12 protein-coding genes are annotated in these 14179 nt (G+C 35.1%); 7 read left to right on the top strand and 5 right to left on the bottom strand.

What is annotated here, in order from left to right; all coding sequences use genetic code 11:
* Positions 1-36: 36 nt before the first annotated feature.
* From EL165_RS12415 to EL165_RS12405, 3 genes are all read right to left on the bottom strand, one after another.
* Positions 37-627: an outer membrane beta-barrel protein gene (locus tag EL165_RS12415; RefSeq protein WP_002976637.1), complete on the bottom strand. Its 591-nt coding sequence runs from the start codon at positions 625-627 to the stop codon at positions 37-39.
* 244 nt (positions 628-871) lie between these two features.
* Positions 872-1387, bottom strand: a complete 516-nt coding sequence (locus EL165_RS12410; RefSeq protein WP_002976639.1) for a membrane protein — start codon at positions 1385-1387, stop codon at positions 872-874.
* 85 nt (positions 1388-1472) lie between these two features.
* Positions 1473-3710, bottom strand: coding sequence for a TonB-dependent siderophore receptor (locus EL165_RS12405; RefSeq protein WP_002976641.1), 2238 nt, complete (start codon positions 3708-3710; stop codon positions 1473-1475).
* Positions 3711-4633: 923 nt separating this feature from the next.
* Here EL165_RS12405 and EL165_RS12400 point away from each other — a divergent pair.
* Positions 4634-5689 (top strand): Gfo/Idh/MocA family oxidoreductase, encoded by a 1056-nt coding sequence (locus EL165_RS12400; RefSeq protein ID WP_041461598.1) that lies wholly within the window; start codon positions 4634-4636, stop codon positions 5687-5689.
* A 155-nt stretch (positions 5690-5844) separates the two neighbouring features.
* Here EL165_RS12400 and EL165_RS12395 read toward each other — a convergent pair whose 3' ends face one another.
* Positions 5845-7737 (bottom strand): ABC-F family ATP-binding cassette domain-containing protein, encoded by a 1893-nt coding sequence (locus EL165_RS12395; protein ID WP_002976644.1) that lies wholly within the window; start codon positions 7735-7737, stop codon positions 5845-5847.
* Positions 7738-7945: 208 nt separating this feature from the next.
* Between EL165_RS12395 and EL165_RS12390 the strand changes: the two genes are divergently transcribed.
* A complete protein-coding gene (locus EL165_RS12390) occupies positions 7946-8458 on the top strand; it encodes a 5' nucleotidase, NT5C type (protein ID WP_002976647.1) in 513 nt (170 codons plus the stop codon).
* Positions 8459-8586: 128 nt separating this feature from the next.
* Positions 8587-9444, top strand: a complete 858-nt coding sequence (locus EL165_RS12385; protein ID WP_002976649.1) for a carboxypeptidase-like regulatory domain-containing protein — start codon at positions 8587-8589, stop codon at positions 9442-9444.
* Positions 9445-9503: 59 nt separating this feature from the next.
* Here the strand turns inward: EL165_RS12385 and EL165_RS12380 are convergent, their stop codons facing one another.
* Entirely contained in the window at positions 9504-10367 is an 864-nt protein-coding gene (locus EL165_RS12380) for a glycoside hydrolase family 25 protein (RefSeq protein ID WP_002976650.1), read from the bottom strand.
* A gap of 65 nt (positions 10368-10432) precedes the next feature.
* Here EL165_RS12380 and EL165_RS12375 point away from each other — a divergent pair, with 65 nt between their 5' ends.
* From EL165_RS12375 to EL165_RS12360, 4 genes are all read left to right on the top strand, one after another.
* On the top strand, positions 10433-11695 hold the full coding sequence (locus EL165_RS12375) for an NAD(P)/FAD-dependent oxidoreductase (RefSeq protein ID WP_002976652.1): 1263 nt from the start codon (positions 10433-10435) through the stop codon (positions 11693-11695).
* The gene (trmD, locus tag EL165_RS12370) at positions 11692-12363 is read left to right on the top strand and encodes a tRNA (guanosine(37)-N1)-methyltransferase TrmD (protein WP_002976654.1); all 672 of its coding nucleotides are present in this window, start codon (positions 11692-11694) and stop codon (positions 12361-12363) included. The genes EL165_RS12375 and trmD overlap by 4 nt, the downstream gene beginning before the upstream one ends.
* A 377-nt stretch (positions 12364-12740) precedes the next feature.
* A complete protein-coding gene (locus EL165_RS12365) occupies positions 12741-13676 on the top strand; it encodes an endonuclease/exonuclease/phosphatase family protein (RefSeq protein ID WP_002976658.1) in 936 nt (311 codons plus the stop codon).
* A 28-nt stretch (positions 13677-13704) separates the two neighbouring features.
* On the top strand, positions 13705-14175 hold the full coding sequence (locus EL165_RS12360; RefSeq protein ID WP_002976659.1) for an Lrp/AsnC ligand binding domain-containing protein: 471 nt from the start codon (positions 13705-13707) through the stop codon (positions 14173-14175).
* Positions 14176-14179 lie beyond the last annotated feature (4 nt).

Here is a 14179-nt window from a genome sequence, read left to right as displayed (position 1 = left end):
CGGGGCGCTTTCATTTTTTTATAAGTATTTCAGTGATTACTTAACGTCGTTGATGATCTGCTTAGCTTTAGATGTTGGAAGATAAATCTGGAAACCTAAACCAAAAGTAATTTTGTTAGTATATCCACCGCTTCCGAAACCTGCGTTTGCATCATATTTTACTAAACCTTCCAATCCAATGTTTGGAGTGATGAAGTAAGAATAACCAGGTCCGAATCCGAAGTTAAGACCGTTAGAAGAAGAACCTCCTTTTGAAATAGACGTTCCACCAATACCAACGTTACCTTCGAAGAACCATCTTCCGTGGTGAAGCAAATTGTTTACTCCCTGCTCTCCCGGGTTAAGATAGTAACGTCCTAAAGCACCTACGTTATATGTGAAAGTAGTTGGTGCATCTTTAGCCCCTTTGAAACCTAAATCCACATATCCTCCCAATGCAATGTTATCCTCAATAAAATAAGCTCCTTTCGGTTGAATATTAAAATCATAGCCTCCTCCTTTGTTTAAACCGAAGTTGGCACCTGCAAGGTTACCCCCTACCATCCAATTACCTTTCTGAATCTGAGCGTTTGCAGTTGCTGTTAAACCTGCTACGGCTAATATCCCTGTTAAAATAAGTCTTTTCATAATTTATTATTTTAATAATTAAATGTTTATTATTCACGAATTATAGAAAAAACAATAAATGTGCCATACTCTTAATTTTACGTAATTTTTCTAAATAAACGTTAAGATTGTCAGTGAGATATATTTTATCTTTTTAACATATTAGTTGAAGATATGATAATGATAAAGATAATGAAATAAGGTTTTTAAAATGAAAATGGTAAGAATAGGTGGCAGATCATTAATTGCATAAACGTATAGTTTCTTAAATAAATAGAAGAATGATAGAAATAATGAGTCCGGCAATGGTAAACCTGATTCCGCGTTTGAAAGCCTTTGTTTTGGGATTAAACATCCAGAAACTTGAGATCACGAAAAAGAAAAGTGAAACTCCGAAGAATACACTCAGGGGCGATATGGCATCTTTAGATTGAGATTTGTGGAGAGAAACCATTTTGTCTAATACGAATGGTAATTCTTTTTTGGTGTACTTCGCTTTTCCGGTTGCACTGTCATAAGTTCCTTGTTTAAAATAAAGGATACTTCCTTCTGTTTTTTCAACCTCAAGGCCTTTCATCTTAAGTTCCTTTTTCAGTTCTTTTTCAGAAAGATTGGCAGCGATGTTTTTTTCATATTTCTTTTCGCTCTTAAGGAAATCAGTATCTCTGTATACCAGAAGGATTCCGCTTATTGAGTATACCGCCATAATTCCAGCAAGGAAATACCCCAGATAGCGGTGTGTAACTCTCATAAAACTTCTTGTGTCTTTAATCTTATCCATATCTTGTTTTGTTTTTATTTTAAAATTTCAAAAGTGGAAACTGCAACAATGCAATTTCCACTTTCATGAAAGAATTATATAAACTCTAGAGTTTGTATGTCAATGTAAAATAGTAGTTTCTTGGAGTGATCGGATTCACTGAGTAATTTTCGTGAACATTGTAATTCACGACATCAAACAGGTTCCCAACTTTCCCCTGGATAGAGAATTTTTTCCACTCGTAGCCTACAGATACCATTACTGTAGTGTAATCTTTTAATGCAAATGATCTACTGATTCCATTTCTTGCACCCAACCCTGTAGAGCCATTTTTTGTGTCATTCCATCCAGCTAACCTATCACCGATGAAGTAAGCACCTGCACCTACTTTCAGTCCTTTTGCAAAACGAGTGAATTTATAAAATACAGATGCATTGGCTGTTGTGGCTGGTGTCCTGACTAATCTCTGATTTTCAACATATCCAAAACCATCTGGTGTATCAAGATACACAGAGTTATTATAAGAGAATCCTCCGATAATTGATAAGTTTTCTGTTGGATTTCCAGTGATATCCAACTCAATACCGCGGCTTCTCATTTTTCCTGCAAATTCTTTATAGAATGAGTCTGAATTCGCTTGCCCGTTTGCCAATTGAGGTGCGGTCTGATAGTAATTATTATAAATAATCTGATATACTGTTAGGTTTACAGCTAAAGCATTATTCCAGAAATTCTTTTTTACACCTGCCTCATATTGATCGATGGTAGTAGGCTTTAATGCTTGCTCATAAATATCTTTTCCTGTATTTTGAGCAAAAGAATTGGTGTAAGTTGCAAATACGGAAAGGTTATCATTTGGCATATATACTAAACCGGCTTTTGGTGAAAATGCTCTGTCTGATATAGCTGTATTTTTTTGATCAACATCTCCAAGGTCGTTTGAAAATGTATTTTTAGTATTGGTCATTGTTTCTAAATAAGACCATCTTAAACCAGCGATTACTTTTAACTGCTTGGTAAGGCTTATGAAGTCCTGAATATAAATACCAAATCTTTGAGTGGGAATTCTTGTTCTGTCTTTTAGGGAAGCGTCAGGTATTTTTCCGCTGGCCCAACTTGATGGATCATCTAAATAAAGGTTGTTATTTATGGCAGCGGTGTTACCATTAGTTCCATAAACAGTCGGATTGGTGTAAGTATAATTATTTTGAACACCATAATCTCCATCAGTACCAATTAAAACCTTGTGATTGATTTTTCCAGTATTGAACTCTCCATTAATATTAACTTGTAATGAAGTATAGTTTTGTTCATTAAATGTTTTATTTAAAGGTCTTTGCCAGAAAAGACGATTTGTATCCTTTTCATATCCCCACTGTACTCTTTCAGTAGAATAATAGTCCTTGGTGTAGTTCTGATAAGAAGCAACGGCATTTAATGACCATCTGTCTGTAAACTGGTGATTAAAAGTTATGTTGGTAGAAACTTGTTCCACATTTTGATATTGCCAGTCAGCACCTAAGAAAGCATTTTTAGGAAGAATGTCGTTTATTCTATAACTTCCATCAGGATTAGTGATGGATCCAAGACCAAAATCAGGAGTGAAATTATTTTTAAGATAATCCGCTTCAACGATCAATTGTGATTTTGAACTTAAATTGAAAAGGAATGATGGATTGAAGTAATATTTTTCCGATTCTACAACATCCCTGAAGCTTTCCGCATATTCATAGGCTCCGTTTACTCTGAAAGCAATATTTTTAGATAAAGGACCATAAATATCAACTGTTGGCTTATAAGAATTCCAGCTTCCACCATTTAATCCCATGCTTCCACCAAAATTGAATTTAGGTTTTTTTGTAATCATATTGATAACACCACCAGCTGCAGTATTACCAAAAAGCATGGCATTTGCTCCCTTTAAAACTTCTACTCTTTCCAGGCCGCTTACCTCAGGGAAAACACCACTGTTTACTCTTGAACCATTTTTAAAAATATTATCATTTCCTAGAATGAAACCACGGCCACCAAAGCTGTCTTGAGAATTTCCTCTGGATGACGTGATATACAATCCGTTTACATTCTGAAGAACATCACTCAACTGTTTTGCCTGCTGTTGCTCAATGATTTCATGGGTAACAATAGCAATCGGCTGAGGATTTTCCATTACCGTCAGATTTGACTTTGTCGATAATGTCCTTGCCTGGTTAGGATTTCCGGTTTTATGAAGATTGATATCCTCAATAGTTTGAGTTCTGATAGTGTCTGCTTCAGCGTTTTTCAACTGTGAACTTGCCGAAACAGCGATAAATAGAAGACCTAAAGAAAGTAATTGTCTTTTCATTTTATTTTTATGTAGAACAGTTTTAAATAAGGCGCAAATGTAAGTATTTGTTTAGAATAGATAAAAATAATTTTATGATTTAAATCATATTTAATGAGTTAATGAGATGGATTATTTCTATACTTTTGAAAGCAAAGAAGCAGTATAATAGTTTTTTGGATAGCTAAAAAATAGTAAGATAGATTATATCTTAAGAAAGGAAAAGCATATCTTTGAGTTTTATGTAAATAGCGAGGTAACTTTTTCTATAGATCCCAAAGATTATTGTTAACTATGGTTGAGATGTTTTAAGCGGTCTTAAATATTGTAGATAATGCAGAAACATTAAATGATGATATAAAAATTTTGTTATGTAACAAAATTTTATAAATTTGTTATATCAATTTGTTGTCTCAACAAAACAACAAATTAATTAAAAAAACCTCCTAAAGTAGGAGGCTTTTACTAGAACAGATCTTATTGCTTCTTCTTTATTAAAGGTTTGATCTCCTTGAAAAGTTGAATAAGAACTACTATAAGTTCCAGAAACGAATTAATATTTTCCATTTTGGAATTTCAAAATAAACTCGAGTTAGCGCTCGAGTTTATTTGTATCTCAAAGTTAATAAAACGTTTGTGATTTTTTTTAAAAAGTTTTCAACATTTATCAAATTTTCCTTTAAATAAAGGGTTTTTGGGATGGTATTTTAAAAATTCCTATTTTGGCGTATTTTATCAGTTAAACATTTTTTATTAATGTTTTGAAATTTAGGTTTTTACGTTTAAACACCCTTGTTGTAAAATAGGATAAAATGGGTATTTGTACGCATTTTAATATGTATTTGAAAGAGAAATGGTCGAAAATGTAGAATTTCAACTTTGACTTTGTCACAAGCTTTTGATAATATTGAAGAGTTTTTATGATATTTGTTAAAAATTATAATATGCAATTGGTAAAAGCAGGGCTTTGTGCCTTTGGAATGAGTGGAAAAGTTTTCCATGCACCGTTTTTAAAGGAGCATCCGGGATTTTTTATTTCTGCGGTGGTAGAAAGAAGTAAGGAAGAGTCGAAGGAAAAGTATCCGGAAGCAACAATTTACCGTTCCGTAGAAGAGATGCTTCAGCAGGCAGATATAGAACTGGTGATCATCAATACTCCCGTTCAGACTCATTATGAGTATGCCAAAAAAGCATTGGAAGCGGGCAAAAACATTATCGTGGAAAAACCTTTTACGGTAAATGTTTCTGAAGCGGAAGAACTGGTAAAGCTGGCTGAAGAAAAAGGATTGTTCCTGAGCGTATATCAAAACAGAAGATTTGACCGTGATTTTTTACAGGTTCAAAAAGTGTTGGAAGAAGGGAAATTGGGAAATATCAAAGAGGTTGAGATCCGCTTTGACAGATTCCGTACCACTCCCAGCGGAAAGCAGCATAAAGAAAGTCCTGATCAGCTGGGAGCTGGATCGCTTCATGATCTTGGAGCACATCTTGTAGATCAGGCTGTACAGTATTTTGGATATCCTGAAAAATTGTTTGCAGATGTATTTTCTATGAAAGGAAAAGAATTTGCAAATGATTATTTTGAGATTCTTTTATTCTATAAAAATGATCTCAGAATAAGACTGAAATCTTCGGTTTTCAGTAAAGAGGGTCACTATGCTTACACTGTTCATGGAGATAGAGGAACTTTCCTGCAGGAAAGAACCGATAACCAGGAAAATGAACTGGTAGCAGGTGCTGTTCCTGAATATGGAAAAGAATGGACACAGCCTTTGAATGCTCCGGATGGAATTTTAAACTACCTGAATGGTGATTCTGAAACAGAAAGAATTCTTACCTCAAGTGAAGCCGGAAATTATATGGATTACTATCAGAAGATCTATGAACATATTGTCTTCGGGTATGCCTTACCATCTCCCGGAAAAGAAGTTATTCAGAATATGAAAATCATTGATGCTTCTTTGGAAAGTGCAAAAGAAGAAAGAATAATCAAATTATAAATGATGCGTTATGAATTATGAATGAATTCAAAATTTCAGGTTCAAGGTTTAAAGGTTCAGGTTGATCATAGTTATGATTAGAAATTTTCAACTCATTTACACTCAAACCCTAAAACACTCAAACGCTCCGACTCATTCATAATTCATAATAATTATTAAAGTAGCTCCTGTAGCTCCAGCCATCTCATTTCATGGTTCTCCAGTTTTTCTGAAACGGTTTCCAGCTCTGAAGAAAGTTTGGCTATCTTCTCATAATCTGCTTCATTGTTGAGTTTATCCAGAATTTTAGCACGCTGTTCTTCCAGTTCAGGCATTTCTTTTTCAATGGTTTCCAGCTCTCTCTGTTCTTTGAAAGTTAATTTTCGTTTTGTATTTGAAGGTCCTGTACTTTGCACTGTGGAAACAGGTTCTTTAACAGGTTCAGGCTTCGTAGCTGTATTTTTTTCCAATGCTTCTTCACGGCTTCTGGCTTCTCGGTATTCTGAGAAGTTTCCTACAAAATCCCTGATTTTCCCATTTCCTTCAAATGCCAGAACATGATCTACAATTCTGTCCATGAAATATCTGTCGTGGGAAACAATAATCAAAGATCCCTGAAACTGCTGAAGGAAGTTTTCCAGAACCGTTAATGTCGGAAGGTCAAGATCATTCGTAGGCTCATCAAAAATCAAAAAGTTTGGATTCTGATACAAAATATACATCAGGTGAAGTCTTCTTTTTTCACCTCCTGAAAGCTTTGAAATGGGAGAATATTGAGTTTGGTCATCAAATAAGAACAATCTCAGGAACTGTGAAGCAGATAAGCTTTTACCATTGGCTAAAGGATAAAACTCAGCAATTTCCTTGATGAAATCAATCACGCGCTCATCCTCTTTATAGGTAAGTCCTTTTTGTGAAAAATAACCGAAAGAAATTGTCTCTCCTGTTTCAATTTCTCCTTTATCAGCTTTTTCATAACCTTGAATAATATTAAGCAAGGTAGATTTTCCGGCACCATTTTTCCCAACAATTCCTACTTTTTCTCCGCGTTGAAACTGATAGCTGAAATCTTTTAAAAGAACTTTAGGACCAAAGCTTTTATCAATATGCTTAAGTTCAAGAATTTTATTTCCTAAACGTTTCATTTCAAAATCCAGTTCCAGCCCGTCTTTTCTGGTGTCAGTTTTGGCTACTTTTTCAGTTTCGTAGAATGCATCAATTCGGCTTTTTGATTTTGTAGTTCTGGCTTTGGGCTGTCTTCGCATCCATTCCAGTTCCTTTCTGTAAAGGTTGTTGGCTTTATCAATCGTAGCATTAAGGTTTTCTTCCCGAATCATTTTGTTCTCAAGATAAGTGGCGTACGAGCCGTTATGAACATAAAGATTCTGATCTTCCATTTCCCAGATAATATCACAGACGCTGTCCAGGAAATACCGGTCGTGCGTTACAAGCAATAAGGTTATTTTTGCTTTGTTCAGGTAATTTTCAAGCCATTCTACCATGTCCACATCAAGGTGGTTGGTAGGTTCGTCCATGATAAGAAGGGTATGCCTGTGCTCAGCTCTTGTCTCTGTTAAGAGTTTAGCTAACGCTACACGTTTGATCTGTCCTCCGGAAAGAGTTCCCATTTTCGCCTCAAGATCTGTGATTTTAAGCTGTGAAAGAATCTGCTTCATTTCATTCTCCAGATCCCAGGCTTTATGAACTTCCATATCAACCAAAGCCTTTTCAATAAAATCATTATCTGTGGAATGCAGTGACTGATGATAATTCTTAAGTGCCAGAATAGGCTCTGAATCAAGAGTCATCATAAATTCCTCAATGCTGAGATTAGGATCATAATCGATTTCCTGGTCAAATAATACCACCTGGATATCTTTATTAATGATCGCAGTTCCGCTGTCTGCAATTTCTTTACCCATTAATATTTTCAGAAGCGTAGATTTTCCACTCCCGTTTTTGGCAACAATAGCTATTTTATCTCCTTCATTGATGTGAAAAGAAATGTTTTTAAACAAAACCTTGATGCCATAAGATTTGGTAAGATTTTCTGCAGAAACGTAATTCATTGGGAATTAATGGTTTGATTTTAATTTGGAATTGAACCGCAAAAATACGAAAATGTACCTGAAATTTTCTGCAACCTCTTTTATAAATCAATATTTATAATTTTTTAATAAACCTGAGGGAAGTACTGAAAAAACTATTCAGTAAATTTGATTGGCTGCAATGTAAATAGTTCTTAAAAAAATAATAATACAAAATCTGATTGAAGTAATGAAAAAAGTAATTGTTGACATGGATGGGGTAATGGCAGATGTGTATCATCAGCTGGTGCAATTTGAAAAAAGAGATACCGGAAGAGAAGTTAATATCAATGATTTAGTAGGAAAGCCGGAGATAGAAGCCTTTCCAAACGGAAAAAAACACGTTAATGAAGTAGGTTTTTTCAGAACTTTACCGGTAATGAAGGGCAGCCGTGAAGCAATAGAATATCTGAACAGTAAATATGAACTTTATATTGTGTCAGCCGGAATGGAATTTCCCAACAGCTTAAGAGAAAAATACGACTGGCTCGCGGAACATTTTCCATTCATTACATGGGAACAGATTGTTCTTTGTGGAAGCAAAAAAGTAGTCTCCGGAGATGTCATGATTGATGATTATCCTAAAAACTTAGATCATTTTTCCGGTCAGAGATTAATTTTCACCCAGCCTCATAATGAGTTGATCGAAAATGATACTTACAAAAGGGTTCACTCCTGGGAAGAAATTATGAGTATCCTTTAACTCTAAGGATTAAATCATATAAATTCTGGGAATTTTTAAAATAATTTTAACTAAAGACAGGATAAATTTAAGAAAGTATTGGGAGCTCAGAATGTTCAAAATAAATAAGTTTGCGTCAAACTTTTAACATGAAAATATTCCATACTCTGTTTTTTCTTATTCCTGTCATTGCCCTTAAAGCACAGGTTATTTCCGGAACCGTTATTGCCAAAAATGAAAATAAGCCGATTCCCTATGTGAAAGTTGGGATAGAAAAGAGTTCAACCGGTACAATCTCTGATGAAAAAGGAAATTTTTCAATAGATCTTTCCAGTGTTGATCCCCTGCAGACCATCAAAATAGAGGTGCCTGGCTATGATCTTTATCATGAAACCGTTCAGAGTTTTAAACAACATCATCAGCAAAAAATATTTTTAACAGAAAAAACTAAAAATATTAAAGAGGTTACCATTAAGCCGAAAAAACTGGTTGATAAAAATTGGGGAGTTAATACAAAGACGAAAAGTGTTATTTATTCCGTAAATCCGGAATTTGATATGAAAAGTTTTCTCGGAGAAACAGCTTTAGAATTCAATGCTAAAAAAAGATCAAAAATTAAAAATATCAATCTGAATATCGCCAGTTATGTTTCTGCACAGCCTGTCTTGATGAGATATAGTATTTATAGTGAAAAAAATGGATTTCCGGATAAGAATATTCTTGACGAAGAAATTACAGTTGAGCTCACTGAAGATATGATCAAAGACGGAACATATACTCTGGATGTGAATGATCGTAATATCTGGGTGCAGGGAAAATTCTTTATTGGTATACAGTTTTTAAAAGCATTTGACGGCAGGATCAAAATAAGCGCAGCTTTGTTCAGAACAGGATTTATAAGAGAGTTTTATGGTGACTGGCAGAAAATGACCATTGCTGCACCAGCCATTAATATTGATGTGAAAATGGATAACAACGACAGCAATAATCAGAATGAAAATGATTAATGCTGGTGTACCTGAGCAGCTGAAAAACCGATCAGCCGATTCAACATACATTTTTCATCCTAATCCAGTGTCAGTCTTTTCAACGACCATGAACTGCCATTGTAAATATCGAGATCCACTTTTGCATTGATGCCGTGTACAATTCCGTTTTCTGTAAATTGCCAGAAGTCCCACTGGTCATCTGGAGAAGGGGAGGGAACATCATTATAATTGGCCAGCCATAAGGGATAGCCGTCAAATTCACCTTTCAGAAAATCTTTATAGTAATGATAGTACGTGTAGATGATAGGTTTTTCACCATAGGCATCTTCTATAATTTTGCACCACACCTTCAGGTCTTCAACCAGCTTTTTGTTGGTTTTACGTTTCGGGATTTTTTCAATATCAAGAATCGGAGGAAGGTCTCCGCTTTCAAGTTTTACATTTTCTAAAAAATTATTGGCCTGGATCACAGGATCTTCATCCGCTCTGTAAAAATGGTAAGCTCCACGGATAAGATCGTGTTTTTTAGCGCTTTCCCAGAACTCATCAAAATGCTTGTCGGCACTTCGGTTTCCCATGGTTGCACGCATCACCACAAACTCCAGTGGAATTGTTTTATTTCCAATGCTTAGGCTGTCCCATTTGATATCCTCCCTGTTCTGATAGTGGGAAACGTCAAAGCCATAGGTTTTATCAAGGTTACTCGCTAAGATTCTCTGGATTCTTGCCGCTTCCTTTTCACTGTTATGAAGTTTTTTATGCTTAAATTTATTAAAGTACAGGGCATAATAATAACTAACGGTCTGTTTTAAATAAAAACCGGTTCCTATCAGTGCTATAATTAATATTGCCAATATCACCCACCTCCGGAAAAAATACTTCTTCCGTCGGGATTTGTGGACTCGTTTGGCAGTTTTTTTGGTGTACTTTCTCGGTGTCATAAAGTTTTGCAAAACTAACTTTTTTCACTGCTAAATGCTAAATAAAATCAGTAAATTTGTGTATTATGGAAACACGCGAAAAAATCATCATTATAGGAGGAGGATTTGCGGGGCTGCAGCTTGCAAAAACATTGAATAACAAGAATAAAAAGGTCATTGTTCTTGACCGGATGAACCACCATATGTTTCAGCCGCTTTTTTATCAGGTAGCCTCAGGAAGGATAGAACCTTCCAACATTTCTTTTCCCTTCAGAAAGATTTTTCAGCAGTCCAGAAACACACAGTTCCGTATGACAGAGGTGAAAGAAATTGATCCTGCTAACCATAAGGTGATTACCGACGAAGCAGAATTTACTTACGATAAACTCATCATTGCAACGGGCTGTAAAACTAATTTTTTCGGTAACAAAGAACTGGAAGGAAAAGCTTTCGGAATGAAAAATACCCAGGAAGCCATCAGCATCAGAAACCATGTTCTGATGACCTTTGAAAAACTGATTATTGAAAAAAGCCGAAGCGACGATGGTAACTGGAATATCGTTATTGTGGGAAGCGGGCCGACGGGGGTAGAATTGGCAGGTGCTTTTGCTGAAATGAAAAAAGATATCCTTCCAAGAGATTATCCTTATATGAATTTTGATCATCTGAAGATTATTCTGGTAAGCTCTACAGAAAAGCCGCTTGCAGTAATGAGCAGCGAGGCGCAGGAAAAATCTGAAAAATACCTTAAAGACCTTGGTGTAACTTTTTTGAGTGGGGAAGTGGTAACAGATTATGACGGTGATAAAGTACATCTCAGAAGTGGTAAGGAAATTCCATCCAATAATGTGATCTGGGCAGCAGGAGTTACAGGAAATGTTGTAGGAGGTTTTCCGGAGGAAAAATTAATAAGGAACAGATATATTGTAGACCGATATAACAAAATAAAAGGTTACGATAACATTTACGCTATCGGGGACATTGCCTATATGGAAACCCCAAAATATCCCCAAGGGCATCCTCAGGTAGCGAATGTAGCCATTAATCAGGCAAAAAATTTAGGTAAAAATTTATTAAAGAAGAATCAGCAGGAATGGAAAGAATATGAGTATGATGATAAAGGCTCTCTGGCGACTATTGGAAAGCACAGAGCCGTTGTCGATCTGCCGTTTATAAAATTTCAGGGATTTCTGGCGTGGTATTTCTGGATGTTTCTCCATTTAATGCTAATTTTGAGCGTTCGAAATAAGCTGGCCATATTCTTTAACTGGATGTGGAGCTATATCAACAAAGATTCTTCTTTAAGATTAATTATTATACCGACTAAGAAAAACGGAACATTACAATGAGAATTGACATAATAAGCGTACTTCCGGAATTGATGGAAAGTCCTTTCAAAACTTCTATTTTGAAAAGAGCTATGGATAAGGGACTGGTGGAAGTACATTTTCATCATTTGAGAGACTGGGCTACCAATAAACACAGACAGATTGATGATGAGCCTTACGGAGGCGGAGCGGGAATGGTCATGATGGTTGAGCCATTGGATAAATGTATTTCTGAGCTTAAATCTCAAAGAAGTTATGACGAAGTAATTTATCTGACACCGGATGGCGTTACTTTAAACCAAAAAATTGCCAATACGCTTTCCATTAAGGAGAATCTGATCTTTCTCTGCGGACATTATAAAGGAATAGATCAGAGAGTGCGGGATCTCCATATCACTAAAGAGATTTCCATTGGAGACTATGTGCTTACCGGAGGAGAACTTGCTGCCTGTGTGCTTGCAGATTCGGTGATCAGATTGCTTCCCGGAGTTTTAAATGATGAACAAAGTGCTTTAACAGACAGTTTTCAGGATGACCTTCTTTCACCGCCAATTTATACCCGGCCTGAGAGCTATAAAGGTCTGGACGTTCCTAAAATCCTCTTAAGCGGAAATTTCGGGAAGATTGAAGAATGGCGTCATGATGAGGCTGTAAGAATTACCAGAGAAAAACGTCCTGATTTACTGTAAGCGATCGTCAGAATTATCCAATTTTTAATTATGTATTTAATTCCATTTGTTAATTATAAATGGAATAATATTTGTTATTAATTTAATAAGTGCGAAAAATATTAATATTTCTAATTTTAAATTGAAATTTTATTTCTATTATTTCGGATTTTATATATTGTCTCAATTTTGATTAATGTATAAAAACTCATCAATAGTTGAAAAATTAATTTATTATAGCTGATTTCATTGGTATTTTTTACTATATTTGGACTGTTTTTTATTGGAAATTGATTTGCTCGCTTCGAAATAAATCAAAGAAAATTTGAAAAAAAATAATAAATTTACATTGCAAAAGAAAAAGAACATAATAATTAAAAGTTTAGAAATTAGTGTAGATGGAGCTGTTCTCTTTTTATAATGTTGAAAATTTATTTTTACCCGATCCGAAACCTGTCCATAAATTAGATCCTACCCGGTCAGGATTAAGGAATTGGGATGAAAAGAGATATAGAAATAAGCTTTTCAAAATCTCCCACGTATTTCAGCTGATGAAGGAGGATAATGGTGTTCTGCCATTTATGATAGGATTGTCTGAAGTTTCCGGAAGGAAAGTTTTGGAAGATCTTGTGGAGATGGAGCCCTTTAATTCGGAATATGGAATTGTACATTATAATTCCATGGACGAAAGAAAAGTGGATGTAGCCATGTTATATGATAAAAATAAAGTAGAGGTAATAGATTCAGAAACCATTACTTTCTTTTTTGAAATAGTAAATAAAAACACAGAAAATTACGACACGACAAGAGACGTACTTTTTTCAAAAATTAAATATAAAGGGGAAATTATTAATGTATTTATCGCGCATCTTCCCTCTAAACGCGAAAAAGATATTAATAAGCCTAAAAGAGCCTTTATATTAAATGAAATCCGGCAACGGATTATGAAAATAGTGGATGCTGATAAAGAGCATGTCATATTGTGTGGTGATTTTAACGAAAACCCGGATGATGAAAATTTAGTACAGATTCTCTATGACAATGAGCATGAGAAGGTTTTAGTGAACCCTTTTCAACAATTGTTTTCTACAAGAAATTATTCTACTTTTCATTATAAATCTGGATTGCTGTATGATCAGATCATTATGTCAAGATCTCTTCTTGATAATAAGACGCTGGCTTTTCAGGATGCTCATATATTTAATTCTGAAAAAATCCGCAGCCGGACCAGGAATTTTGAAGGACGGCCTTTCCGTACTTATGCCGGTACACGGTATTTGGGCGGATACAGTGATCACTTTCCGGTTTTTGTAAAATTTAAAAATTTACAGTAAAAAACATAAATAATAAAAAAAGTAGAAAATGAAAAATTCGAGCAACACAAGCTATCATTTGGATTCTATTGACAAGGAAATTATCTACATGCTGATGGATAATGCTAAAACTTCTTTAGCCCACATTTCAAAAAATGTCGGAATTTCCACCACTGCAGTGCATCAAAGAATCAAAAAACTCGAACATGCAGGAGTTATTGAAAATTCAATTTCGTTCCTTAATCCTAAGAAAATTGGATATAAGGTGATTTCCTACATTGGTGTATTTTTGGATCAGCCAAGCCACTATCCGGAAGTGGTAAAGTCTTTGCATGATATCAACGAAGTAGTGGAGGCCCACTATACTACAGGGAACTATACCATATTCCTGAAAGTTCTTTGTAAAGATAATGATCATCTAATGCAGATCCTTAGCAAACTTCAAAAGCTGAAGGGAGTAACAAGAACAGAAACTTTTATATCTTTGGAACAAGGTATTTACAGACAATTGAAAGTATAACGAC

The sequence above is a fragment of the Chryseobacterium gleum genome (assembly GCF_900636535.1).
GTDB lineage: Bacteria > Bacteroidota > Bacteroidia > Flavobacteriales > Weeksellaceae > Chryseobacterium > Chryseobacterium gleum.
Note: the sequence above shows the minus strand (reverse complement) of the source record. Positions and strands in the feature narration are given on the sequence as shown.